The sequence below is a fragment of the Pyxidicoccus fallax genome, assembly GCF_012933655.1.
In the GTDB taxonomy this organism is placed as follows: domain Bacteria; phylum Myxococcota; class Myxococcia; order Myxococcales; family Myxococcaceae; genus Myxococcus; species Myxococcus fallax.
The window spans coordinates 1-25,763 of the sequence record NZ_JABBJJ010000011.1; the positions used below are offsets into that span (position 1 = coordinate 1).

20 protein-coding genes are annotated in these 25,763 nt (G+C 69.9%); 9 read left to right on the plus strand and 11 right to left on the minus strand.

Annotated features, from left to right (window positions below; all coding sequences use genetic code 11):
- The first annotated feature begins 380 nt into the window (after positions 1–380).
- Complete coding sequence (locus HG543_RS03705) at positions 381–1,682, plus strand: substrate-binding protein (protein ID WP_169343248.1); 1,302 nt, start codon at positions 381–383, stop codon at positions 1,680–1,682.
- Positions 1,679–3,175 (plus strand): methyl-accepting chemotaxis protein, encoded by a 1,497-nt coding sequence (locus HG543_RS03710; protein WP_169343249.1) that lies wholly within the window; start codon positions 1,679–1,681, stop codon positions 3,173–3,175. Before HG543_RS03705 ends, HG543_RS03710 begins: the two co-directional genes overlap by 4 nt.
- A gap of 57 nt (positions 3,176–3,232) precedes the next feature.
- On the opposite strand, the gene HG543_RS03715 is transcribed toward HG543_RS03710, so the two are convergent.
- Positions 3,233–4,927: an FG-GAP-like repeat-containing protein gene (locus tag HG543_RS03715; protein ID WP_169343250.1), complete on the minus strand. Its 1,695-nt coding sequence runs from the start codon at positions 4,925–4,927 to the stop codon at positions 3,233–3,235.
- Positions 4,928–5,174: 247 nt separating this feature from the next.
- On the opposite strand from HG543_RS03715, the gene HG543_RS03720 reads away from it, so the two are divergent.
- The 6 genes from HG543_RS03720 to epsF all read left to right on the plus strand — a co-directional run bounded on the left by HG543_RS03720 (position 5,175) and on the right by epsF (position 11,704).
- Complete coding sequence (locus HG543_RS03720) at positions 5,175–6,281, plus strand: hypothetical protein (protein WP_169343251.1); 1,107 nt, start codon at positions 5,175–5,177, stop codon at positions 6,279–6,281.
- Between the two features lie 16 nt (positions 6,282–6,297).
- Positions 6,298–7,251, plus strand: a complete 954-nt coding sequence (locus HG543_RS03725) for an AHH domain-containing protein (RefSeq protein WP_169343252.1) — start codon at positions 6,298–6,300, stop codon at positions 7,249–7,251.
- 11 nt (positions 7,252–7,262) lie between these two features.
- On the plus strand, positions 7,263–7,850 hold the full coding sequence (locus HG543_RS03730) for an imm11 family protein (RefSeq protein ID WP_169343253.1): 588 nt from the start codon (positions 7,263–7,265) through the stop codon (positions 7,848–7,850).
- Positions 7,847–8,623, plus strand: a complete 777-nt coding sequence (locus tag HG543_RS03735; RefSeq protein WP_169343254.1) for a hypothetical protein — start codon at positions 7,847–7,849, stop codon at positions 8,621–8,623. Before HG543_RS03730 ends, HG543_RS03735 begins: the two co-directional genes overlap by 4 nt.
- Before the next feature lie 75 nt (positions 8,624–8,698).
- On the plus strand, positions 8,699–9,934 hold the full coding sequence (gene epsE, locus HG543_RS03740) for an exopolysaccharide biosynthesis GT4 family glycosyltransferase EpsE (RefSeq protein WP_169343255.1): 1,236 nt from the start codon (positions 8,699–8,701) through the stop codon (positions 9,932–9,934).
- A gap of 204 nt (positions 9,935–10,138) precedes the next feature.
- A complete protein-coding gene (gene epsF, locus HG543_RS03745) occupies positions 10,139–11,704 on the plus strand; it encodes a response regulator EpsF (RefSeq protein WP_169343322.1) in 1,566 nt (521 codons plus the stop codon).
- A gap of 100 nt (positions 11,705–11,804) precedes the next feature.
- Here the strand turns inward: epsF and wzy are convergent, their stop codons facing one another.
- Entirely contained in the window at positions 11,805–13,463 is a 1,659-nt protein-coding gene (gene wzy, locus HG543_RS03750; protein ID WP_169343256.1) for an exopolysaccharide repeat unit polymerase, read from the minus strand.
- 57 nt (positions 13,464–13,520) lie between these two features.
- Between wzy and epsH the strand changes: the two genes are divergently transcribed.
- On the plus strand, positions 13,521–14,828 hold the full coding sequence (epsH, locus tag HG543_RS03755) for an exopolysaccharide biosynthesis glycosyltransferase EpsH (protein ID WP_169343257.1): 1,308 nt from the start codon (positions 13,521–13,523) through the stop codon (positions 14,826–14,828).
- A gap of 54 nt (positions 14,829–14,882) precedes the next feature.
- Here epsH and HG543_RS03760 read toward each other — a convergent pair whose 3' ends face one another.
- From HG543_RS03760 to HG543_RS03800, 9 genes are all read right to left on the minus strand, one after another.
- The gene (locus HG543_RS03760) at positions 14,883–17,111 is read right to left on the minus strand and encodes a YfbK domain-containing protein (RefSeq protein WP_169343258.1); all 2,229 of its coding nucleotides are present in this window, start codon (positions 17,109–17,111) and stop codon (positions 14,883–14,885) included.
- 176 nt (positions 17,112–17,287) lie between these two features.
- On the minus strand, positions 17,288–18,445 hold the full coding sequence (gene epsU / locus HG543_RS03765) for an exopolysaccharide biosynthesis GT2 family glycosyltransferase EpsU (RefSeq protein WP_169343323.1): 1,158 nt from the start codon (positions 18,443–18,445) through the stop codon (positions 17,288–17,290).
- A 74-nt stretch (positions 18,446–18,519) separates the two neighbouring features.
- Positions 18,520–20,043, minus strand: coding sequence for a PCP family exopolysaccharide biosynthesis protein EpsV (gene epsV / locus HG543_RS03770; RefSeq protein ID WP_169343259.1), 1,524 nt, complete (start codon positions 20,041–20,043; stop codon positions 18,520–18,522).
- Positions 20,040–20,447 carry an exopolysaccharide biosynthesis response regulator EpsW gene (gene epsW, locus HG543_RS03775; protein WP_169343260.1) on the minus strand — a complete coding sequence of 136 codons (408 nt, stop codon included), beginning with the start codon at positions 20,445–20,447 and terminating at the stop codon, positions 20,040–20,042. The genes epsV and epsW overlap by 4 nt, the downstream gene beginning before the upstream one ends.
- Positions 20,448–20,450: 3 nt before the next feature.
- On the minus strand, positions 20,451–20,633 hold the full coding sequence (locus tag HG543_RS03780) for a hypothetical protein (protein ID WP_169343261.1): 183 nt from the start codon (positions 20,631–20,633) through the stop codon (positions 20,451–20,453).
- Between the two features lie 11 nt (positions 20,634–20,644).
- The gene (epsX, locus tag HG543_RS03785) at positions 20,645–21,892 is read right to left on the minus strand and encodes an exopolysaccharide export protein EpsX (protein WP_169343262.1); all 1,248 of its coding nucleotides are present in this window, start codon (positions 21,890–21,892) and stop codon (positions 20,645–20,647) included.
- 3 nt (positions 21,893–21,895) lie between these two features.
- Positions 21,896–22,531, minus strand: coding sequence for an exopolysaccharide export protein EpsY (gene epsY / locus HG543_RS03790; protein WP_169343263.1), 636 nt, complete (start codon positions 22,529–22,531; stop codon positions 21,896–21,898).
- A gap of 17 nt (positions 22,532–22,548) precedes the next feature.
- On the minus strand, positions 22,549–24,132 hold the full coding sequence (gene wzx / locus HG543_RS03795; RefSeq protein WP_343073268.1) for an exopolysaccharide biosynthesis flippase: 1,584 nt from the start codon (positions 24,130–24,132) through the stop codon (positions 22,549–22,551).
- 161 nt (positions 24,133–24,293) lie between these two features.
- Positions 24,294–25,664 carry an MBL fold metallo-hydrolase gene (locus HG543_RS03800; RefSeq protein WP_169343264.1) on the minus strand — a complete coding sequence of 457 codons (1,371 nt, stop codon included), beginning with the start codon at positions 25,662–25,664 and terminating at the stop codon, positions 24,294–24,296.
- Between the last annotated feature and the right edge of the window lie 99 nt (positions 25,665–25,763).

Here is a 25,763-nt window from a genome sequence, read left to right on the forward strand (position 1 = left end):
GGGGAGGGGGTGAGAGGTGGGCCGCCTCCAGTGATTCCAGGTGTTTCCGGAAGGCAGCCCCCGCCCCGCGTGTGGATGGACCTCACCCGGAGACATCCAGCGGGGAAGCGGGCGTCCTCGGCCCATGGCGCCACCCTGGGTCATCTCGTGCCGAAATCCGTCAGCCCGGGTGTGGTGAGACCCGGGAGGTATGGAGCCTGGAGGGAGACCAGGCAGGCAGGAAACGGACGGACATCCGAACGAGCGGGTAACGGGCGAGGTGCTCCGGACGTGAGGTTCCAGGCCTCGCGCGGACACGGGACGTGAGAGGGCGTCGCCTTGCTTGCCGCCCTCTCGCGGGCGCTCCGCCGTGGCATGGCGTTGGCACCCAAACGAGTGAAATGTTTTCGCTTCCCGCCAGACGTGCGTCGCACTGCCTGCTGGCCCTGCTGCTGGTCCCCTGGATTGCCGTGGCAGCGGCGACTCCAGTCAAGCTGGGCTTCAACTACCCGCGGACCGGGCCCTACTTCGGCGAGGGGCTGGACCAGCTCCGTGCCGCGCAACTGGCGGTGGAGGAGGTCAACGCGCAGGGCGGCATCCTGGGCCGGCCCGTGGAGCTGGCCATCCGGGACTCGCACAGTGACGTGAAGGTGGCGCGCGCCAACGCCCTGGAGCTCATCGACAAGGAAGGGGCGGTGATGCTCTTCGGCGGGGCCTCGTCCAACGTCGCCGTGGCCATGGGCGAGGTCGCCGAGGAGCGAGGCGTGCCCTTCTTCGGCACGCTGACCTACGCCAACGCCACCACCGGCGCGGACGGCCACCGGCACACCTTCCGCGAGTGCAACAACGCGTGGATGGCGGCGAAGGCGCTGTCCAAGCACCTCGACAGGCACTTCCGGGGCGGGAAGTACTTCTACGTCACCGCCGACTACAACTGGGGCTGGAGCACCGAGGAGTCCCTGCGGCGCTTCACCGGCACCACGGACGCCTCCGTCCACAAGGGCGTGCGCACGCCGTTCCCGGTCTCCACCGCGGAGGACTTCAAGCGCGCGCTGCGCGCCGCCCAGGCGGAGAAGCCGGACGTGCTGGTGCTCGTCCTGTTCGGGCAGGACCTGGTGAACGCCATCAACATCGCCTCGGCCTGGGGGCTGAAGAAGTCCATGCAGCTGGTGGTGCCCAACCTGACGCTGCCCATGGCCGAGGGCTCGGGGCCGGAGAACATGGCCGGAGTGGTGGGCACGCTGCCCTGGAGCTGGGAGGTCGCCGAGAAGTACCAGTTCGCGGGCGGCCTGCGCTTCGTGGAGGCGTACGCGAAGCGCCACGGGCGCTATCCCTCCACGGCGGGCGCGTCCGCGTACACCATCGTCCACGAGTTCAAGGCCGCGGTGGAGCGCGCGGGCTCGTTCCAGGGAGACGCGGTGGTGAAGGCGCTGGAGGGCCACCGCTACACGCGGCTGAAGGACGCGCAGGAGTGGCGCGCGCTGGACCATCAGTCCGTGCAGACGGTCTACGTGGTGCGCGGCAACCCTCCGGACGTGGTGCGCTCGGACAAGTACCGGCTGCGCTACTTCGAGGTGGTGGACCAGATGTCGGGGGCCGAGGCGGTGCAGACGCGCAAGGAGTGGGAGGCCGAGCGGCGCGCCGCGAAGAAGCCGCTCACGCTGGAGCGCCTCGCGGCCGGGGCCCGGGAGGCACGGCGATGAAGCGCCAGGGCGTCGAGCGGAAGTTCCTCGTGGCCATCCTGGGCCTGCTGTTGCTGCTCTTGTGCGGCCAGGGCCTCTTCCTGGTGCGCGTCATGCGCGGCTTCTACGAGTCCACGCTGCGGACACGGGCCACTTTCATGGCGGACCTGCTCTCGAACATCGGGCAGGACTCCGTCTCGTATTACAACCTGCGCAACCTGGACCTGCTCACCACCCAGGCGGCGAGGGACCCGGAAATCGCCTTCGTGGGCTTCGTGGACGAGAACGGCCGTCCGCTCACGCAGCAGGAGTCTCCTCCCGCCGAGCCGGTGGGAGATGCGTCGTTGCTGAGCGAGGAGCGCGTCCTCGTGGACGGGGAGGGCCGGAAGCTGGGGGCCATGCGCGTGTACTTCTCGCGGGAGGCCCTCCAGGAGAACACCCGGAGCGGCATTGCCCTCGTGGTGGTGTACCTGGTCATCAGCCTGCTCGCGGCGGGGCTGGGGGTCGTGTTGCTCACGCGGCGCCTCTTGCGGCCGGTGCGCGAGCTGACGCACGTGGCGGAGACGGTGGTGCGCACCGGGGACCTGCGTCAGCCCATCGGCGTGGAGTCCGACGACGAGATTGGCCGGCTGGCCGCCGCGTTCGCCGCGATGATGGCGAAGATGCGCGAGGCCCTGGGCAGCCTCCAGACGTCGTCGCGCCGGCTGGACGCGTCCGTCGGCGAGCTCACCACGGTGACGACGGAGCAGGCGGAGACGCTGACGCGCCAGGCCGGCGCCCTGCAGGAGACGCACACCACCGCCAACGAGATTCAGCAGACGTCCACGATGGCGGCGGAGAAGGCCCGGTCCGTGCTGGAGGTGATGGAGCGCGCGGACCAGGTGTCCTCGCGGGGAGAGGCCGCGGTGGACAATGGCGTCCAGCGGCTCGAGGAGATTCGCGAGCAGGTGCAGCAGATGACCGGGCGCATCTCCCGGCTGTCCGAGCGGGCCCAGCAGATTGCCGGCATCACCGACACGGTGAAGGAGCTGGCGGACCAATCCAACATGCTGGCACTCAACGCGGCCATCGAGGCGGTGCGCTCCGGAGAGCAGGGCCGGGGCTTTGGCGTGGTGGCGCGGGAGATCCGCAGCCTCGCGGACCAGTCCATCCAGGCCACCAGCCGCGTGCGCGAGGTGCTCGACGACATCACCTCCGCCATCCACGAGACGGTCAGCATGACGCAGCAGGGAATGCAGCGCATCGAGACCGGCCTCGTCGAGGTGCGGGCCACGGGTGACAGCCTTCGCGAGCTGTCGGCCATCGTGAAGGAGAACTCGGCGGCGGCCCGGCAGATTTCGTCGGCCGTCACGCAGCAGAGCGCGGGCGTGCACCAGGTCTTCCTCGCGCTGGGAGAACTCCAGAAGATGATGGAGGCCTCCCTGCGCGGCCTCGAGTCCACCCGGCTCACCGCCAATGGGGTGAGCGAGGTGTCCCGCTCGGCGGCGAGCGTGGTGGAGCAGTACCAGGTCTGAGGCCAGGGGCCGGACGGCTCCGGTCCGCGTGGGAGGCCGGAGCCGCCGGGAACGGCCTCAGCGGTACGCCTTCACCGGGATGTCGCCGTTGGCCTGGCTGCCCCACTGGGGCGCGGCGCTCGCGCCATCGCTGCTGCGCAGGTAGTACCAGTGGCCCGTGGACGGGCGCCACACGGCGAGGTCGGTGCGGCCGTCGCCGTCGTAGTCGGCGGGCACGGGGACGTCGTCCGGCAGGCCCCAATGCGTCTCCCAGGCGGCGCCGGTGCCGCTCCGGATGACGTGCCAGAAGCCGGTGGACGGACGCCACACGGCGAGGTCGGTGCGGCCGTCACCGTCGTAGTCGGCGGGCACGGGGATGTCGCCGGCCATGCCCAGCTGCGCGCCGTAGATGAAGGGCACGCCCGTGGTGGCATCGAAGACGTACCAGTTGCCCTCGCTCGGGCGCCACACGGCGAGGTCGGCGCGGCCATCACCGGTGTAGTCGGCGGGCACGGGCACGTCGCCGGGCAGCCCCCACTGCACGCCGTAGATGGAGGGCGCGCCCGTGGTGATGTCGAAGACGTACCAGTTGCCCTCGCTCGGGCGCCACACGGCGAGCTCCGCGCGGCCGTCACCGGTGTAGTCCACGGGCACGGGGATGTCGCCGGCCAGCCCCCAGTGCGCGCCAGCGTAGACCCACCCGCCCGTGGCCGAGTCGAGGATGTACCAGATGCCCTCGCTCGGCCTCCACACGGCCATGTCCGTGCGCCCGTCATCGGTGTAGTCGGCCGGGACGATGCGGTCGTCGTCGAGGCCCCACTGCTGCACGCCGCTGCCCCCGGTGGAGCTGTACTGGATCCACCAGTGGGCGCCGGGCCGCCGCCACACGGCCAGGTCGGCCCTGCGGTCCCCATCGAAGTCGAACTCCGTCCCCCGGGTGCGCCGGGCGCCGTACAGCGACGCCGCGCCGGCCCGGTCCAGGGCCGTCAGCGCCAGCACCCAGCTCCCGCTCCCGTTGCACTGGGGATAGTGCATCGTCGAGTTGCGGTCGTAGCCCGTCAGCGCCTGCCACTGGTTGTCCTCGAAGCACGTCCCGGCCTCCGGCCGCGTGTGCTCGTGACGGAAGCCCAGGGTGTGGCCCAGCTCGTGCCGGAGGATGCCCTGCAGCGTCAGGCCGGGAGGCAGCGAGCCGAAGGACGAGTTGTCGATGAGGACGTTGCGCGCCGCGCGCACGTCGTCGGGGAAGAACGCGCGCGCCAGATAGGAGCCGACGTTGATGGGGTTGACGTCGAACACCACGCTCGTCTGGCTCGCGGTGCAGGAGCCGTCGAGCCCGGAGACATGGACGAAGTCGATGTCCGCCGCGGCCTCCCACTCACCCGCCGCGCCCGCCATGGCCGCGACCACCTGGGCGTGGCGCGAGCCAAAGGCCGTGCTCACGCAGTAGGTGATGTTGCGCTTCTGGGCGTCGCTCCAGCGGGCACGGGCGCCGTTGCGGAACATCACCGCCAGCTCCCCACGCGCCTGGCCCAGCTCGGGCGTGCGCACGTGCGCCTCGTAGTACTCGCGCAGCTGCGCCTCGGTCGCGAACTTCTCGTCACCGTTGGTGATGAAGGCGCCCGTCTCCGGCTCCTGGAACACGCGCGCCCGGAACTCCTCCCACGTGAGTGATTGCGGCGGGGCCGCCTCTGGCGCGGGCTGCTGCTCCGGGCCGCAACCCAGGCCCAGCAGCGCCGTGGTGGCGAACAGCGTGACGACTCGCTTCCCTGTCATGGACATCCCCCTGAGAACGAAACGTGACCTGCCCGTGTGGACTCCGTGGCCCGCACTGGCAGGAAAGCTGTTTAAGCTAAAATTCTAGTAAATCCAGTACCGGCCACGTGACGTGGTATCCGCCCCGCCGCTCGGGTCTCCTGATGGGCGGTGACCCGTGGTCCAACACGGACAGCGAAACCCGCTACACTTCTGGAGGGGGCGGTATGGGTGGCGGGGTTCTTCTCGTGGAGGGACGTGCGCGACCATGGCTCCCTGGATTCAGGCGCTCGGGATGTCGAGCCCGCTCGGCACGCTGGTGCAAGGGTGCGCCGCGATTCGCGCCGGCCTTTCACGCGCACGCCCCTCGCTCTACCTGTCGCACGCTGGCGAAGGGGAGAGCCTCGCCCAACCTGTCATGACCTGTGAGGCGTCCTCCGTCACCCTGGGCTTCTCGAACGTGGGAAGGCTGGTGGCCCTGCTCGTGGAGGCGCTGGAGGACTTGTCCGGACGCGTGAGCCTCTCCGCGATGCCGGCCGATACCCTCCTCTTCGTGGCGATGCCAGACCCCGTGGAGCGCGGCATTCCCCTCTCGCCCGAACTCGAAGCAGATGAGTCGCGGCGGTGTCAGGCGCTTGGTCGCCGGGTGATGGAACGGGCCTTGGAGGTGATGGGCGTGAAGTGGCGGGGCGGCGCCTGGCACTTCTTCAGCGTCGGGCACACGAGCTTTGCCCAGGCTTTGAAAGCCGCCATGGAGGCCATGGCCGAGCGGCGCTGTGGCAACTGCCTCGTCATCGCGGTCGACAGCCTCTGCGGCCCTGACGTGCTGCCCGAGTTCAGCGTGCAGCGCCGGCTCAAGACGTCCGATACTCCGACGGGATTCGTCCCCGGTGAGGGTGGCGTCGCGCTCTGGCTGTGCGAGCGGAGCAGTGCTTCCGGGGCCCTGCTGGGTTCGGAGCCTCAGGTCGCGCTTCGGGCAGTGGTGCTGGGGGCGGATGTCGCCCGGTTCCGGGGCGCGGAACTCCCTCCGGATGGTCGTGCCCTGGCGGCCTGTGTCACGTCCGCGCTCCGAATGGCTGGCGCGGATGGCAGGCGTCTTGTGCTCGTCGGAGACCACAATGGCGAGGAGTACCGTGCCCGTGAGTGGGGAATGCTGCTGATGCACCTGAACTCCGAGCGCCTGGGCGAGGAGTCGCGGGTCTCCTGGTTTCCGGCGCAGGGTTTTGGGGACACGGGGGTTGCTTCCGGGGCGCTCGGGCTCTGCGTGGCGGTGCGGAGCCTGCAACGCCGTTACAGCCCGTCACCGACACCTGTCGTCCTCTCCGCTTCAGACGAGGGCGCGCGCGCGGCCATGGTTGTCTCGGTGGCCACGTGAGCTGCCTGGGGGGCACATGTCGAGCAGTGGCAAGAGCGCGAGAAAGCTGGAGCGGAAGTCCAAGGTCCGGAGTTCCTCTCCACCCGACGACGGCGAATTTCCCGAGCTGAAGGCGGGCTATCCCGACTCGTTCATCCAGGAAAAGGCGGACTCCAATTCCTTCCACATGGACGTGACCCAGCCAGAAAACTCGGTGCTCACGAGCGGCAAGTACTATGCGTACCGCGGCCCCAGGTTCATCTTCCAGGATGAGCCGCGGAAGAAGATATACAACGACTTCAATCGCTCCATCTTCAGCAAGATGAGCGTCATCTACTACCGCGGACGCGCTTTCAGAGGCGGTAAGCCACCGCTCTACGTCACGGCCAGCCGCGAGAAGTGGATGCAGGTGGTCATGTTCCCGGAGGCGGGAGGTCGGTTCCCGGGGGAGCAGGGCAACTTCTATTACCTGTCTCCTCAGGGACAGCGCTTCCCCTATCCATGGCAGGCGCACCACCTGATTCCGCAGTCCGTGTTCTTCGACAAGAACACCCCGTTCAACGAAGACCAGATGATGGTGCTGAAGCGCTCGTTCTACGACATCAACAACGGGCACAACATCATCATGCTGCCTGCGGATCCGAAGTACAGCCCTGTCCACAAGCTCCTGGTCCACTTCTCGGACCACCCCGCCTACACGAGCCACATTCAGTCCCGCATGGACGAAGTCTCCGCGGAGCTCGATAAGATCTTCAAGAAAGCCAAGAAGGAAAAGAAGCACCTCGCTCCCTTCAAGGCCATCCTGAAGGCGCTCCATGTCCTGGAGGACGAGTTCTGGTCGCTCGTCATCCTCATGAGCAACGCCGCCGCGGCCGCAGTGTTGAACGACCAGGAAGAGGAGGCGACGCAGGCCTACGGCGACATGCTCAGGTTCTGGACCACCAACAAGCTGGGCCAGCGGATCCGACACCTCTTCGGCATTCTTCGTTGATGGACTTCATCATGAGCTACTGGGTCATGACTCCCTCCGGAATGAACGGAGGCGCGGTGCTCGAAAAGCTGCCGGGAGGCAGCCCTGGCAAGTCCGACTTCTTCGAGGCCGTTCCCCTGGGCGACAGCTTCCCTCGGGGCGGCACCATGAGCTTTTCGAACAACTACCCCGACTTCATCCAGGTCTTCGACATCGTCGCCAACACGTTGGGGCTGCCCATCGTTTCGACTCGGGTGCTGGACGTGCTCACCCGGCTGGGTGCGAAGCGGTTCGAGCCGCTGCCTGTCGTGCTCCAGGACCACAAGGGCCGGGTCGCGTCCAACGACCACTGCATCATCCACATCCTGGACGTCCAGGACATCATCGACATGGAGCGTTCCGAGTACGACCTCAGTCCGTTCGATTCGAGCCAGATATTCCGCATCAAGCGGCTGGCGGTGAAGACGGACGGCGTGGCGCCGGAAGCGTTGCTGTTTCGCGCCCGGACCCGCATGCGAGAGGTGTTCCTCAACGCGTCACTCCATGAGGCCCTGCTCCAGGCGGGAGTCACCGGTCTCAAGGCCGTCCCCGCGGAGGGCTGGAATGGCTTCGCGCTATGATTCACATCGACCTCGTCTCGCTGGGGCAGCGCGCGGCGGAGACCGTTCCCTCGCTGCTCCGCCGCATCGACCTGAAGGGGGGCGACCGCGACCCGACACTGCGGCAGTTCCAGGAGCTGTGCCTGAACCTGCACACCCTGGCCGCCGCGTCCCTCCTGGTCGACGGCGAGCCGCGGGCCTTCCGTGAAGAGCTCCACAACGCCGCCAGTCAGTGGCTGAGGTTCCTCCAGCACCAGCACGCCCAGCACTGGGAGCCACCGCCCGCGAGCCGGAACACGGCCTTCCTGGGCGCTGTCCTGGCCGGTCACTGGGAGCTGGCGCAGCGGCTCGCCGAGCTGACGACGAACCAGTGGCGGCGGGGCGAGGAGTACGAGGACGATGCCTGCTGGGCCATCCTCCTCCATGAGTTCGTGCTCACGCAGGGGAGAGGCAACGCTCGAATCGAGGCGTTGCTCGCGAGGTTGGACGAGCTGGGTGGGACACTGAACGGGGACCGCGTGGCGTGGGCCCGTGCGCTGCTCGAACAGAAGGTCGGCGCGCTCTCGGACGCCTTCTCGGGGCTGCTGCAGCTTCACCAGGAAGAAATCGAAGAGCGAGTCCTGGCCGTGACAGCGTCGGAAGTGAAGCTCGCGCCGTACCGGTTTCTCTGGTTCGAGGGGCTGGCCCTGCTCCGCCTGGGAGCGCGCGCGGGCATCGCCATTCCCGACGGGTACTATCCCTACTGTCCTCCCCTGGCCCGGCTCCCACTGGAGCGCACCGGCGCCACGGCCTGAGACCAGGCGCCAGGGTCTCCCCCGACTCCGGGCAGGCAGGCAGGCGCCGACGGCCGGCCGTGTTATGGAAGGCCCGTGCAGAAGATTGGCTACCTGATTCCCGAGTTCCCCGGTCAGACACACATCTTCTTCTGGCGCGAGCTGCAGGCGCTGCCGGGGAAGGGCGTCGCGCCGGAGCTGGTGTCCACCCGCCCGCCGCCCGCGCGCATCATCAGTCACAGCTGGGCGAAGGAAGCCATGTCGCGCACCGAGTACCTCGCGCCCCCGGGCGCGAAGGGCGCGTTCGGGCTGGCCCGCGCCGCGGCCGAGGTGGCCCGCGCCATGCCCACGGGCTGGGCCCGGTGCCTCGCGTCCATCGCCCGCGCCGAGGGGCTCGACGCCAAGGGGCGCGCGCAGCTCCTCGCCTTCGCCGTCATGGGCGGGCGGCTCGCGGCGCTGGCCCGTGAGCGCGGCTGGAAGCACGTGCATGTGCACTCGTGCGCCAACGCCGCGCACGTGGCGCTCTTCGCCAACCTCTTGACGGGCCTGCCCTACAGCCTGACGCTGCACGGCCCCCTGGAGGACTACGGCCCCAACCAGAAGGAGAAGTGGCGCCACGCGAAGTTCGCCTTCGTCATCACCAAGAAGCTCCTCGACGAGGTGAACCACGAGCTGGCCGGCGCCCTCCCGAAGGACATCGAGCTGGCGCCCATGGGCGTGGAGCTCCACAAGTTCAACCGCTCCGTGCCGTACTCGGCGTGGACGGGCGAAGGCCCGCTGCGCATCTTCTCGTGCGGCCGTCTCAACCCCTGCAAGGGCCACGCGGACCTCATCGACGCGGTGGGCCTCTTGCGCGCGAAGGGCATCGACGCGCGGCTGGCCATCGCCGGCGAGGACGAGGCGGGCGGCACCACGTACCGCAAGGTGCTGGAGGCGAAGCTGGCGGAGACGAAGCTCGGCGACGCGGTGACGCTGCTGGGCGCGGTGAGCGAGGACAAGGTGCGCGGTGAAATCGAGCGCGCGCACATCTTCTCGCTGGCCAGCCTCCAGGAGCCGCTGGGCGTGGCCATCATGGAGGCCATGGCCATGCGCGTGCCCGTGGTGGTGACGGGCGCGGGCGGCGTGCCGGAGTTGGTGGATGACGGCGTGGACGGCATCCTCGTGCCCCCGCAGAACCCCCAGGTCCTGGCGCAGAAGCTGGAGACCGTGGCACGCGACCCGAAGGAGGCCCACCGGCTGGGCGAGGCGGGCCGCCGCAAGGTGGAGACGCAATTCAGCAGCGAGCGCAGCGCGGAGATGCTCGCGCGGATGCTCCAGCGCGCCGCGCTGTGAGGGTACCCCTCGCTCCACGTGCGGGCAGGCCGGGAGCGCGGCCCCGAGCTGGAGGGCCGCGTACACCCACGCCATGATTCCAGGCTCGGTGCGTGCGCTCCTCGCCGTCCCGTCCGCTTTCGGACCGGGAGCCTCGGCTCCCGTTGCCGCGCGGATGGAGACTGATTACCGCGAGGGTTCACGGCGAGAAGGGAGACCGTGCCGGTGGAAGGCGCCCAGCAGCTCACCTCGAGTCCGTCCGCTCAGTCCGAGCCGCTCACCGCGAGCGTGCTCCTGGTGGACGACCACTCGTCGAACCTGCTCGCCCTGGAAGCCATCCTGGAGCCGCTCGGCCAGCGGCTCGTGAAGGCCTCGACCGGCCCGGAGGCGCTGCGCTGGCTGCTGCTGGAGGACTTCGCCCTCATCCTCCTCGACGTGCAGATGCCGGGCATGGACGGCTTCGAGACGGCGCGCCTCATCCGCCAGCGGCAGCGCACCCGCTACACGCCCATCATCTTCCTCACCGCGCACAGCCGCGACGAAGCCCACCTGGTGCACGGCTACGCGGCAGGCGCGGCGGACTACGTGGTGAAGCCCTTCCACCCGGACGTGCTGCGCTGGAAGGTGGAGGCCTTCATCGAGCTGTACCGCCAGCAGCAGCACCTGCGCCGGCAGGAGGCCCTGCTGCGCGAGCGCGAGCGGCTCATCCTGGAGCGGCAGAGCGAGCTGCGCTTCCGCCGGCTGGTGGACTCCATGCCGCAGCTCGTCTGGGCGCTGCTGGAGGACGGCACCGTCAGCTACACCAACCGGGGCTGGCTGGAGTACACGGGGCTGACGCCCGAGCAGGCCCGGCGCGAGGAGGAGAACCGGCGCTTCATCCACCCCGAGGACCTGCCGCGCGTGTGGTCCGCCTGGGAGGCCTCGCTGCGCACCGGGCAGCCGCTGGAGCAGGAGTACCGGCTGTACCGCGCGCGCGACGGGGCGTTCCGCTGGTTCCTGGGCCGCACGCTGCCGGAGCGGGACGAGGACGGCCGGCTCGTGGGGTGGATTTCCACGGCGACGGACATCGACGACGCACGCAAGGCGGTGGAGGTGCTGCGGGCGGCCAACGAGGCCAAGGACATGTTCCTCACCATGGCGGCGCACGAGCTGCGCACGCCGCTGCAGGCCACGCGCAGCTATGCGCACCTGGCGCGGGTGAAGGCCGGCCCGGACGTAGCGCCGGAGGTGGACCGGGCGCTGAAGGGCATCGACCGCGGGGTGAATCGGATGGCGAGCCTCGTGGGGAACCTCCTCGACATGGGGCAACTCCAGCGCGGAGGGCTCGTCCTGAAGTGGGTGGACGTGGATCTGGGCGCGCTGCTGCGCGAGGTGGTGGAGCACTTCCAGCCGCTGCCCGAGGGGCACCGCGTCGAGCTGGACGCGCCGGAGGGGCTGGTGATTCGCGCGGACCGCGAGCGGCTGGAGCAGGTGTTCACGAACCTGGTCTCCAATGCCCTGCGCTACTCGCCGGAGGGCGGGCGGCTGCGGCTCATCGCGCGCGAGGAGCCCGGCCAGGTGCACGTGCAGGTGAGGGACGGGGGCATGGGGATTCCACCGGGTCAGCTCGAGCACATCTTCGAGAGCTTCGGCCGCGCGCACGGCATCTCGTACGGCGGGCTGGGGCTGGGGCTGGCCATCTCGCGCGGCATCGTCGAGCGCCATGGCGGGCGCATCTGGGCCGAGTCCGTCGGGCTCCCGGGCGAGGGGAGCACCTTCCACGTCGTGCTGCCACGACGCGGGGAGGACTGAGGCGGGCGCTTCTTCGCCACGGAGCCAGGTGCGAGGCGTGCGACGCTCCGTGACGTCGCCAGACTCGCGCTCAATCCTGGGCCCTGGCGGAAGCGCAGCGTCAGCCCGTGGCGCTCCCGTCGCGGAGCGCCGCGGGAGGCGGGGCCTCCTGCGAGCCGGGCGTGGTGCCTCCGCCTCCCACCGCCACGGCCGGAGTCGGGGGCTCGCCCGGGTTCGAGTAGACGATGGCGCCCGGAGGCGGCTCCGGCGCGCGCGCGGGGGGAGGAATGAGCGCGCTGTTCGGAATGGGCCACGCGCCGGTGGTCGTCGCCAGCTTGCCCGCCATGGCCACGCACATCGCCACCAGGAACGTGCAGATGTACGAGATGATGCCCATGTCTCCGAACACCTGATTCACGTACGACGCCAGCACGCCGACGATGACGAGGGCGGCGGAGCGGTACTCGGAGACGGTGGAGCGGTGGTACGCGCGCACCGCGAAGTACACGGTGCCCGCGATGTACATCCACACGCCCGTGTAGCCAATCAGCCCGCCGAAGGCGAGCAGCCCCAAGAGCGAGTTGTGCGGGTGGAAGCGGTACGTGGGGAAGACGAACGAGATGTCCGGCAGGGGATAGGGTTCGAGGAACTCGTGCCCGTAGCCCGTCCCCAGGATGGGGAACTGGTCCCACGTGGCAATCATGTTGAGGTTCTCGAGGTCCCGGTAGTCCAGGTTGCCCTCGCCGCCCTGGCCGTCAATCAGCGAGCGGATGGTCTCCGCCGGCCCCCAGACGCCGCCCGAGCGGTTCCAGCCGATGGCGAGGTAGACCACGATGATGGGGACGAAGAACGGAAGCACGCGCGTGATGAAGCGCTTGAGCGGCGTCCACGGGTTGATGAGGTACGCGGCCATCAGACAGCCGCCGAGGCTGACGTAGGCCAGCCGCCGGTCGTTGAAGATCATGCCCGGGACGATGAAGGCCAGCACGCCGAGCCCTCTCAGGACATGGGCCAGCTTCGGCTTCTCGATGAAGCGCGTCAGCACCACGAGGACGCAGAAGATGAACGTCATCGAGTCCGAGTGGGACGTGGTGTACTCGACCTCGATGCCCATGGCGGGCACGACGACGAGCGCGAAGTAGCTGCCCACCAGCGCCTTGGTGATGCCGGCGGCGATGACGATTTTCGAGAGGATGGGCCAGTCCTCGGGCCCTCGCAGCGCGTAGTGGTACATCGCCACGATGAACGGCAGCACCGCGCCCTGGTGCCACTGCCAGAGCGAGTTCTTGAAGTCTCCGCCACGGGCGAGGCCACGGAACTCCATGGCCAGGATGGAGATGAGCGTCAGCGCCGTCATGATGGCGAGCGGACGCGGCATGGGCGGCAGGTTCGGCTCCAGCGGGGACTTCGTCACCCGCCGGTACACGGCCAGGCCCAGGAACCAGAAGATGAGCCCGTCGATGAGCGGGAAGCGCAGCACCGGAATCTTGGTGAGCGCGTTGAGCTGGGTGAACAGCAGATCACCGATGGGCGCCAGGGGCGACGGCCAGAAGCCGGACTGGGGGCGGTCCGGCCCGTAGTCCACCGCCAGCACCAGGTAGGTGAGGACGAGGACCGGGTAGCGGATGGGCACGCTGTGGACGACCCACACCACCCCGATGCCGAGGATGGGGGCCAGGCCCACCACGGGGTGGATGACCGAGCCTCCCACGGCGGCCACCGCCAGGAAGCCCAGGAGGGCGGCGAAGCGCAGGTAGGAGGGACGATAAGGGGCGTACATCGTGACGCGGGGGAGGCTACATCCGGAGGCCCGGTTGGGATAGATGATGCGCCACGTATGCCTGCCTCCCGTCCTCGTGTCCTCCTGATTGCCGAGCTGTGCAACCCCGATTGGGTGAGCGTCCCGCTGGAAGGCTGGTCGCTCTACCGCGCGCTGACCGAGGTGGCGGACGTGCACCTGGTCACCCACGTGCGCAACCGGGAGAACATCCTCAAGCAGGGCGTGCAGGAGGGCTCCCAGTTCACCGCGCTGGACTCCTCGCCCGTGGAGAAGCCGCTCGACAAGGTGGGCCAGCTCTTGCGCGGCAGCACCGGCGTGGGCTGGACGACGGCCACCGCGCTGAGCGCGCTGCCGTACTACTACTTCGAGGAGGTGCTCTGGCAGCGCTTCGGGGCCCGCATCCAGGCGCGTGAGTTCGACCTGGTGCACCGCTACACGCCCATCAGCCCCACCACGCCCAGCACGCTGGGGCCCCGCTGCAAGGCGGCCGGAGTGCCCTTCCTCCTGGGCCCGCTCAACGGGGGCCTGCCGTGGCCCAAGGGCTTCGGCGGCGCCCGGCGCCGGGAGAAGGAGTGGCTGAGCTACATCCGCGAGGCGTACAAGCTGATGCCCTTCTACAAGTCCACGCGCGACAACGCGTCCGCCATCCTCACCGGCTCGCGGGCGACGCGCGGGCAGATTTCGGACCGGTGGCAGTCGAAGACGGTCTACATCCCGGAGAACGCCATCGACCCGAAGCGCTTCGGCTCGGCGAAGTCGGAAGGGCCGGTGGAGCTGCCGCTGCGGGTGGCCTTCGTGGGGCGCTTCGTGCCGTACAAGGGCATGGCCATGCTGATGGACGCCGCCGCGCCGCTCATCCGCGAGGGCAAGGTGGTGCTGGAGTACATCGGCGACGGGCAGGAGATGCCCAACCTCAAGGCACAGGCGGCGCGCGAGGGCATCGAGTCCGGGGTGACGTTCGCCGGCTGGGTGAAGCACCAGGAGCTGCAGGGCCGGCTGGCGAAGAACCACGTCTTCGGCTTCCCGAGCGTGCGCGAGTTCGGCGGCGCGGTGGTGTGCGAGGCAATGGCGCTGGGGCTGGTGCCCATTGTCATGGACTACGGCGGGCCGGGTGAAATCGTGAGCCCGGCCACGGGCTTCGCCATTCCCATGGGCACGCCGGAGGAAATCGTGCTGCGCGTGCGCGAGGTGCTGGCGAAGCTGGCCGCGGACCCGTCCGTCATCCGCCCCATGGGCGAGCGCGCCCGCGAGCGCGTCTTCAAGTACTTCACCTGGAAGGCCAAGGCGGAGCAGGTGCTGGAGGTGTACCGCTGGCTGCTCGGCGAGCGCGGCCAGCCCGACTGGGGCATGCCGCTGGCGGACTGAAGCAGCCCTGGCCCGGGGGGCGTGGCTTCTCACGTCCCCGGGCTGCCCACGGTGTCATGGCACCGTGGGCACGCGGTCGAAGTCCATGGAGCTGACGGGCGCGAAGCGCTCGAAGCGGTCCTCGCGCCGGTCCAGGGACTGGGCCCTGCGGATGAGGGCGCCCAGCTCCATCACATCCGAGCGGCCCTTCAGCGGCTGGCCCACCTCCTCCCAGAGGGACACCAGCGCGGCGTAGGAGAGCGGGCGCACCCAGTACGAGCCGCGCAGCTTCTCCGCGAACGCGGCCGCCACGTAGGACAGGCGCGTGGGCGGGGCGGCGCGGCCGTACGCGGGACGCAGCAGGCGCGACGGCAGCGGCTTCTCCAGCAGCCGCGAGTCACCGCCCTCCGGCGCCTTGTACCGGATGCGCAGCGTGCCCAGCGTGTCGCCGGGCTCGCGCAGCTTCACCTCGTACAGCGCGGTGACGGTGTGGCCCGCGCCCACCTCGCCCGCGTCCACGCGGTCGTCGGCGAACTGCTCCTTCGTGAGCATCCGGTTCTCGTAGCCAATCAGCCGGTAGCGGAGGACGGTCTCCGGGTCGAACTCCACCTGCAGCTTCACGTCCTTGGCCACCACCTGCAGCGTGCCGGTGAGATTGCGCACGAAGATGCGGTGCGCCTCCTCCAGCTTGTCCACGTACGCGTAGTTGCCCTCGCCCACGTGGGACAGCCGCTCCATGAGCACGTCGTTGTAGTTGCCCATGCCGAAGCCCACCGTGGACAGGGTGATGCCCTTCTTCGCCTGGTCCTTCACCCGGTCCCAGATGCCGTACGCGTGGGTGATGCCGTTGTTCGCCACGCCGTCGGAGCAGAGGATGACGCGGTTGATGCCGCCCTTGCGCAGGTGCTTCGCCGCGAGCCGGTACCCCAGCTCCAGTCCCGCCTGCGCGTTGGTGGAGCCCTCCGTCGTCAGCCCGTCGATGGCGTCCAGCAGCACGTCCTTGTCCTCGGCGCTCGTGGGCCCGAGCACCTGCCTCGCCTCGGAGCCGTACACGACGAGCGACACGCGGTCCCGCTCGTCCAGCTCGTCCACGAGGAGCCGCAGCGCCCGCTTCACCAGCCCCAGCCGGTTCTCCAGGTTCATGGAGCCGGACACGTCGATGACGAAGACGAGGTGGCTCGGCTTGCGCTCGTGGCGGCGCACCTCGCGCGCCTTCACGCCGATGTGCACCACCTGGTAGCCCTTGCGCGCCGGGGACGGGAAGCCCTCCACGTGCACGCTGAAGGGCGCGTCCTCGGCGGCCGTGTAGCCATAGTCGAAGCTGTTGACGAACTCCTCCACGCGGACGGCCTGCTCCTCCGGCAGGGCGCCGCGCTCCAGGTACGCGCGCGTCATCGTGTACGCGGCCGTGTCCGTGTCCACGGAGAAGGTGGAGAAGCGCTCCTCCTCCGTCATCACCGTCGGGTTGACTCCGTAGCCCTGGAAGTACATGTCGAAGAAGGAGCGGCCCTTCGGAGGCGTGGTGCGCTCGGAGGCGCGGACGCGCGATGTCGGCAGGGGCTCGGGGATGGGCGGCGTGGAGGGGTTGATGCCGTAGGCCGGGGCATTCGTGGACAGGCCGTCCACCACGTAGCCGTTCTCGGGCGAGGTCGCGCCGTTGATGGACACGCCGTAGCTGTCGGGCTGGGCCGAGGGCGCCACCCCGGCGGGTGACTCGAAGGAGCGGGGCGTGCCGCCGGTGGACATACCGGCATGGCTCTGGGTCACCGTCGGACCCCGGGCCGCTGGCTGTGACGGCGCCTGGGCCGCGGTGTCGCGGGACGCTCCACCCCTGCCGCCCGGACGGGCCACCGCGATGCGCTTGATGAACTCCTGGTCCACGTTGACGCCCCCCGTCGTGGAGCCCACGTCGATGGTGGGGGGCGTGCCGATGATTTCCACCACCTCGCCGACGGACTCTGGCAGGAGCTCCACGTTGACGCGGATGGTGCGGTTCAGGCGCAGCTGGATGTCCGCCCGCGCGTACGGCTTGAACTGCTCCTTCTCGAACCGCAGCGTGTAGATGCCCGGTGGGAGCTGGGGGAGGCGGTAGTTGCCCTGGGCATCGGTCACCACCGTCTGCTCGCCCTGGAGGTTGGGGGAGGTGGCGGTCACCACGACTTCGGGAACGGGCTGCCGGCTCTGGGCGTCGATGACCGTGCCGATGATGACACTGGTACCGGTGCCGGCATCGGGCTGCGCCAGGGCCGGCGCGCCCATCCACAACAAGAGACCGCACAGCAGACCGCGAGCGCTGCGTTCCATCAGGGCCACCTCGGTGAGTCAGGAGGTGGCCATCATCCGGAAGCGAGCCTCCCCCATCCGCACGGGAGGCTCCGCCCTTCATCATGGTTTCATCACGGGCCGGTATGCCGCCGGCCCCGCGAGCGTTCCCCGGCCCCGGCGCCCCGGAGCCTCGGCCCACGCCCGCCGCGGAAGCTTCAGCGCTGCTCGCCCTCGCGCGTGGTGCGCACCCACTCGCCGCGCTTCTCCGCGCCGGGGCCGCGCAGCATGAGCCACACCTTCCACACCACGTAGACGGGCGCCCACGCCAAATCCAGCAGGCCGCGAGGCCCCACGCCGGACACCCACCAGCCGCGCAGCACGTACGCGCCCAGCGACGCCAGCGCGAAGCCCGACAGGCTCGTGGCCAGCACCGCCGTGCCTCCGGACAGCCACGCCACCACCGCCGCCGCCACCGCGCCGGCCACCGTGGCCAGCACCAGCTGGCTCAGGGGCGGTACCAGCACGTCCATGGCCAGGTCCAGCAGCAGCCCGCTGCGCTGCTTCAGGGCCTCGCTCAGCAGCGGCCACCCGTGCAGCTTGCGCATCTGCCGGCGGCCGCCCTCCCAGCGCTGGCGCTGCGAGCGGCTCTGCTTCTCGCCGGACACCATCTCCCCGAGCACCTCCGACTCCCAGGCGTAGTGCACGCGGTGGCCCTTCTTGCCCAGGCGGATGCCGTACTCCAGGTCCTCCACCACGCTGAAGGCGTCATGCGGCACCTCGCGCAGCACCGCGTGGCTGAAGCACATGCCGTTGCCGCGCAGGCCGCAGGACACGCCCAGCGCCTCGCGGCCCAGCGAGCGCACCTTGTGGAACATGCCCAGGGCGATGGTGATGAGCCGCGTGCGCCAGGACGCCGTCGGGTTCATCACGCCGTAGTGCGCCTGCACCGCGTGCGCGCCCCGCTCCAGCCGCGCCGCGTACGCGTGCAGCAGGTTGGGCGACACCACCGTGTCCGCGTCCACCACCACCACCGCGTCCGCGAAGCCGTCCTTCTGGCTGTACTCGAAGGCGTAGGCCAGGGCATAGCCCTTGCCGCGCTTCTGCGTGTCGTGGCGCTCCAGCACCGTGGCGCCCGCCTCGCGCGCCTTCTGCGCCGTCGCGTCCGAGCAGTTGTCCGCCACGACGAGGATGCGCCGCAGGGCGCCCGGGTAGTCCACCGCGGAGAGGTTGGCCACCGTCCGGGCGATACCCAGCTCCTCGTTGTGCGCCGGAATCACCACGTCGAACTTCCGCGCGGGCGCCGGAGGCACCGGCGCCGCCCGCCGCCACGACAGCAGCGTCAGGAGCAGCAGGTAGCCGCACGCCACCCCCATCGGCAGCAGCCCCACGCACAGCGCCACATCCACCCAGGTCCACACCGTCACGACAATCTCCCCCGAGGGCGCCGTCAGCGCCGCTCCAGCTCCGCGAGCACCGGCAGCCGCAGCAAACGCTCGACCTGCCACTTCTCAAGAATCCGCCGCCGGATGATGTCCAGCGCCAGCGCGGCGAAGATGCCCAGGGCGATGCCGCCAATCACGCCGCCGGCGACGATGAGCTGCACCTTGGGCTTGGACGGCTTCTCCGGGAACGTCGGCGGAGACAGCACGCTGAAGCGGTGCTTCACCGACGCGCGCGAAATCTCCAGCTCCGTGCGCGCCTGGTCCAGCCGCCGCATCTTCTCCTGGTGCCGCATCACCAGCATGCGCACCCGGTCCGACGCCACCGACACCTCCGGGCTGTCCGAGGCATTCGGGCCGCCCAGCGGGCCGCCACCCGGCATCCCCATTCCCGCCAGCCCGGCGTCCAGCTCCGCCGGGCTGCCGCCGCTGCGCAGGTACTCGTTGATGAGCTCGTTCAGCTCCGAGCGCAGCGCCACCAGCTGCGGCGAGTCCTCCTGGAGCGCCACGAGGCGCTGCTCCAGGTCCGTGATGATGGGGTGCTGCGGCGAGTAGATGACGCGCTGCTCGGCCAGCTGGTTGCGCAGCTCGGTCAGCCGCCGCGCGCGGAACTCCTCCACGTCCGCGATGGCCCGGCGCTTCGTCTGAATCATGAAGCGCATCTGCGCCAGCATGTGGTCGGTGTTGATGAGGCGCGAGCCCGGCGGGGGCGTGGGCTTCCTGCGGCCGGCCTTCTCCTCTTCCTTGCGGATGCGCGCCTCGACGCGCTTCACCGTGGCGTTCAGGTCCGCCAGCGCCTTCTGGATGCCCTCGGCCTCCTCCACCACCTGCTTCTCCAGGATGGTGATGGCCTCGGCCACCGCGCCCATCTCGCCCGCCTGGCGCATGTCCAGGAAGTTCTTCTGCGCGGCCTCCACGATGTTGAGCGCCAGCTGCGGGTCGCCCCACTCCACGCCGATGGAGACGGTGCCCGAGCCGCCCTCCACGCTCACGAGCATCGCCCGCTCCAGCATGCCGATGAGCGCGTCTTCCTTGTCCTTGTCGGAGATGGGCGCCGGCGCCTTCCCCGTCAGCTTCTCCTTCAGCCTGCTGATGGGTGAGCGGTTCGAGTCCCAGTACTCGACCAGCTTCGCCTGCTGGACGATGGACTTGAGGTTCTCGAACTTCATGATCATCTCCCACGCGCTGCGCGTGGGCTGGTCGGCCTCCACGGGGATGGAGCGGCCCGGGTTGGCCAGCGAGGCGATGATGAAGTTGCGCTGCGTCAGCATCCGCGTCTCGACCTTGTACTTGCGCGGAAGAATCTTGCCGACGCCCACGCCCAGGGCGGACACGGCCACCATCACCACCAGCGCGAGGAACCAGTGGCGCACCACCGCGTTCTTCACGAACAGGACGGCGTCAATGGCCAGACCCCAGTCGATGAGGTCCGCGGGGGCGTTCGTCTCCGGGCGCTCCGGGACGTGCAGGGGCTGGGGCGGCGGCACCGGCTGCGGGCGCGGCCCGGGGGCCCCGGGCGCGGGGTACGTCACGGAGTCCTCCTCGGGGGCCCGTAGTCCTTCAGGACCTGCTGCACGCGGCGGGTGAACTCCTCCTGTGTGAAGGGCTTGCCCAGGTAGCCGTTGGCGCCCGCCTCCTCGGCGTGGGCCTTGTCCTCGGGCAGGTCGCGCGCGCTTACCACCAGCACCGGCACGTCCTTCATCGTCGGCGACTTGCGGATGTGCTCGCAGAGGTCATAGCCGGAGATGTCCGGCAGCGTCAGGTCCAGGCACACGAGGTCCGGACACGCGGCGGTCTCCATGTGCTTCAGGGCGGCGCGGCCGCTGGGCAGCTCCACGACTTCCTCGAAGCCCAGGTCGCGGAGGTAGTCGCCCAGCATCTTCCGGAAGAAGGGGGCGTCCTCCACCAGGAAGACGGTCTGCAGTTGGGGTTCCATCCGTCAGCCTTTCGAGAAACCGAGCTTCTGCACCCAGACGAGCACGCCGTAGGTGTACGCGGCATTGAAGAGGAAGAACCAGAGAATGGCCTTCTTCAACCCCCGCACGGGATGCGGATCCCTGGCCGCCTTCGCGGGCAGGGCGATGGTGAGGATGAGGACGGACATCAGGATGAGCTTCGCCATGTCTCCAGCCCTCAGAGGATACCAGTTTGCCGCACGGACAGCCCGAGCGACGCGGACCAGCTCAGCCGGGCCGTGGGGAGGTCGGGCGAGCGGCTCCACGTGCTCCGCGTGTCGACGTCCATCGTGACCCAGCGTGTAAACGCCCAGGACGCCGACATGCCCCCCGAGACGATACGGTCTCCACTGGCGCCCCCCACCGCGAAGGCGGTGCCGGTGTTGGTGGAAACCCGTACCCTCGGGCTCAGCGTCCAGGTGCCCGTCGCCGTCAGGTCCGCCCGGGGGTACACCCGTCCTGTCAGCCGGTCCACGAAGGGCGTCAGCCGCATGCCGAGCTGCCCGTAGAAGTCCGCGGCGCGCGAGGGGACGCGGTGGCCCAGCCCGAAGGTGAGGTAGGGCAACAGCCCCATCTCGGCCCGGGGCGGCGGAGCGGGCTCCGCTCCGGGCTCCGTCTCTTCCGTGCCCTCGACGGCGCGCACGATGGCCACGCCCGCGCCGCCCTCCAGGAAGGTGCGGCGGCTGAGCCGCTGGCCCCAGGCCTCCGCCAGCGTCACCACCGTGGCTCCGGCGCCCGTGGAGAACTGCGAGTGCGTCGCGGACAGCGAGGTGGTGAGGACGCTCCGGCGATTCAGCGTGTGGGCCAGCGCCACGTCGAAGCGCGGGCCGTACTGCAGGGGCACCGCCTCTTGCGCGGGGCCGTCCAGCCCGCCGCTGATGTTGAAGCCCACCGAGCCGCCCAGCCGCCAGCGCCGCCCCAGCCACGTGGTGTCCGCCCCCAGTGTCGTGGCGGACGACAGGAAGTAGACGGTGTCCGCCTCCGGCAGCGGCTGCAGGGGGCCGCCGCCCTCGGGAGGCCGCAGGGGCCCGTCGGGGTCGTCGCCCCCGCCCGCCACTGGCAGCGGGTCCGTGGTGAGCAGATTCACACTGCCCAGCACCAGCTCCTCGGAGAAGCGCAGCGCCAGGCCGCGCTGCGGGCGCCAGTTGGTGGTGAGCCGGCCCACGTGCTGGATTTCGGTGCGCGGCTGGACGGTGATTTCGCGGATGCTGATGCGCGGCGCGTAGTCCAGCAGCACGGACGTGTTGCCGTCGCGCAGCTCGAGGCCCAGCGTGGGGACGATGTCCGTGTCCCCGGCCACGGAGGGCACGTCCTCGGTGGGGGCCTCGTTCGAGCGCACGCGCGAGTCCGCCCGCACCGCCACGGCATACGTGACGGAGGCGGAGGACACCTCCAGCAGCGCGACGGTGAGGGCGGCCCCCAGCACGCGTTACTCCACCACCACCACGTCACCGGGGCGCAGGCGGAAGGCATACGCGCGCCCCTCGGCGTGGACGAGGTCGTCGTAGCGGAAGCGGATGCGCTGCGGCGCCCCGCCGTCCTCCTGGCGGATGACGAAGATGCGGTCCTTGTGCGCGTACTCCGTGAAGCCGCCCGCCCCGGCGAGCACCTGGAGCAGCGTGGAGTTCGGCTCGATTTCGAGCGGACCGATGCGGGCCACCTCGCCCACCATCGTCACCTTGATGGGGCGCGCCTGCTCCAGCGCCACCGTGACGACGGGGTGGTTGATGTAGTCCTTCAGCCGCGTCTGGATTTGCTGCGACAGCAGGGCCGGCGAGTGGCCGGCGGCCTCCACGTCATCCAGGAAGAGCAGGCTGATGCGCCCGTCCTCGCGCACGCGGGCGGACGTGGTGAGCGCCTCCTGGTTCCACACGCGGATGTTGAGCAAATCCCCGGCGGCGATGCGGTAGCTCGTGTCCGGCGGGGGCGGCTTCTCCTGGTACTCCTCCACCCAGACGTACTTGCCCAGCCCGCTGCAGGCCGAGGCCAGAAGCAGCATGGCGCAGGCGAGCGCGCGGACGGCGGGGCGCGGGGAGGACGGTCGATGGGAGCGCGGGGACGGCATGGGACGCGAGGGTCTCCTCAGGGAACGGGGGCGACGGCGGGAGCCGCGGCCTCGGGCTCGGGGCGGCCGCGGCGGCGGGCCAGGCGCAGCACCTGGAGCACGTCGCCTGGGCGCACCGCGCCGATGGCCAGCACGCCCACCACGTAGAGCACGGCCTCGAGGCCCAGCCGCACCCACGGGTTGAGCGGGGCGAACAGCGTCTGGTCCGCCACGACGATGGTGAGGCACACCACGGCCGTGCGGACCACCATGGACAACAGCCGCGAGTCGAACGCCGCGCGGCCCATGCGGCCCATCAGGCTGATGGTGACGAGCACCTCCATCACCAGCAGGGCCGTGGCGGTGGCCGCGGCGCCGCCGCCGTTGCCCAGCGCCCGGTGCATGAAGGGCACCAGCATCAGGTTGAGGATGGGGCTCAAGAGCAGGCTGCCGGTGGAGTTGGTGATGGTCACCCACCACTCGCGGTTCGTCATCGTCAGCCAGAGGCCGGCGTTCATCGTGACGAAGGCCAGCACGAACAGCGGCGACAGCAGCCGCAGCGACAGGGTGGACGGGGCGAACTGGTCGCCCATCAGCCCCACCCACAGCGGCGCGCCCATGACGATGAGCATCATCATCGGCACCGTGACGACCAGCGTGCCCTCCATGGCGCGGCGGACGAGCCGGGTGAGCTCCTCCTCGGAGCGCTCGGCCGCGCGCGACGCCAGCGGCATCAGCACCCAGCCGAAGACGGGGTTGAGGAAGAAGGTGAGGCCCGCGATGTTCCACGCGGCGCCGTAGAACCCCACCTCCTGGTGGCTGGCCTTCATGCCCAGAATCATCACGTCCAGGCGCCCGTTGGTGGCCAGGGCCGCGCCGGTGATGAAGAAGGGCAGGCTCGCCTTGAGCACCTTCCACGTCGCGGGCAGGTCCACCTTGAAGGTGAGCCCCATGTGCACTCGCGCGAGGTACCAGCCCACGCCCAGCTTCACCGCTTCGGACGCCACCAGCGGCACACCCAGCCACGGCAGCGGCAGGCCCGCCCAGGCCACGACGAAGAGGCCGCCGCCCCACACCAGCTTGGTGACGATGTTGGAGACGGACAGCCCCGCCACCTTGCCCTTGGCGTGCAGCAGCGCCGCCACGGACGCATTCACCATGATGAGCGACTGCGCCACCGCGGTGACGTAGACGAGGTTGCGCACGTCGGACGAGTGCTCGTCGTTCGCCATGACGAGCCCGAGCACGCCCATCAGCACCACCGTGAGCCCCAGCCGCAGGAGCAGCGTGGTGCCGAAGAAGTCACTGGCATGGGCCGGCCGCCGGGTGACCTCCTTGCGGATGTACATCTCCAGGCCCAGGTGCGTGGCGATGAAGAAGACGGCGGAGAAGCTGTCGGCCCAGTTGAAGCTGCCGAACCGCTCCGGGCCCAGGTGCGCGGGGAGCAGGAAGCGCACGCCCATGGCGATGGCGTACGTCACCAGCAGCGAGCCGCCGAGCTGCAGCCCATTGCGGACGGCGCCCATGGCCTCGTTGGAGGCCTGGTGGGCGGTCGCTTCCTGCGCGGGGGCCGCGCCGTGCGTCTCGGGCTCCTGGGGAATGGATTGGCTGGGACTGTTCACGGTGGAGGCGGGCCCCCCGGCCCTGGGGCGTACTTGCCCCGGGGCATAGAAGACGAGCGGGGGCGGCACGTCAATGCCACCCCCGCGGGAGTTCGGCTGCCTGGAGGGGCAGGGGCCCCACCCAGGTCAGGGGCCCACCAGGGCCCAATGTCTCGGGAACGTTACTGGGCGAGGGCGCGGTTGCGCAGCCGCTCCAGGACCAGCCGGGGGGCCTCCACGAAGCGGCGGCGGAGGATGGAGGCGGCCAGGGACACCTTGCGGCGCACGTAGCCGAACTGGCCACACAGCGTCATCACCACGCCGGCGCCGCCGGGGCGGGCCTCGTGGAAGCGGCCGTTGACGAGCAGCGTGTCGAAGCCGAAGTCCTGGGCGAACGCGAAGCGCAGCGCCTCGCTCGACAGCACGACGTCCGGAGTCACCGTCCCGTCCAGCGGCTGCACCCGCACGTCCTCCAGCCGGTCGATGACGATGAGGACGCGGTGGTCGCTCAGCTCGAACACCGCGCGCGACAGGCGCAGGCGCATGAGCGTGTGGTCCAGCCGGGACACGCCGTTGCGCAGGCGCGTGAGGCCCGCCTTCACGGTGGTCACCACGTCGTCCACCGGCACCGCGGCGCTCTTGCGCAGCGGCTTCTCCTTGCGGCGCACGGCCTCCACCGAGCCGTCCAGCTCCTTCGCGCGCGCGTCCGTGGCCTCGGCCGCCGCCTTGAGCCCGTCCGCGGACAGCTCCATCGTGTCACCGGGGCGCAGCATGACGGCGGGGAAGCCCTCCTCGCGCACGCGGCCCACGGCGGTGGAGGGCAGGTTCACCGCGTCGTTCAGGTACGCGTTCTCCTCGTGCGAGAAGTACACGAAGGACGCGAAGGGCATCACGTAGCGCGGGCGCACGGAGCGCACCTGCATGGCCAGGTGGTCCAGCTTGCGCAGGGCCGCGTGCCGGCGGCGCTCCGTCTCGCTCGGGTTGCCCACCCAGTTGGCGTAGGAGAACTGGGTGGCCATCAGGTCCACCTCGCCGGGCTTCACGCCCACGGCGCGCATCACGTCCTCCACCTCGGACATGGAGGTGTAATAGCAGTCGTTGAAGTTGAGGATGCGCAGGCCGCCCAGCTCCAGCAGGTGGCACGAGTCACCGTCGCGCGCCATCACCGTGGTGAGCGCCGCGCCGTTGCCCAAATCCTGCCGCTGGCCCGAGCCCACCTCGATGACGCGGCCGTAGCCGTTGTTGCGCAGGAAGCCCACCACGCGCTTGTCGGCCGTCTCCTGGAAGATGACCGTCACTTCCGCGCGGCGCTCCTGCGGAATGGACTTCACGGCGGGGATGCTGAAGTGGTCCGGGTGCTCGTGGCTGAACCACAGGTGCGTCACCCGCTTGGGGTCGAAGCGCGCCGACTGCACGAGCGGATCCCAGCCGTTGTCGAACGCGGCCCCGTCCAGCCACGGGTCCACGGCGAGGTACAGCGGCCCGCGCTCGACGACGTAGCCGGCGTGCCCGAGGAACTGCAGCTTTCCGATAGTGCTTTCTGAACCACTCATGTCTTCACGCTGACATACCGCTTCTGAAAGGCCAAGACCCCGCGGAGCCCCGAGCGGTGGTTTGTGTTTGTCGATTGCCCCAGGGGGCAGGCAGGCGTC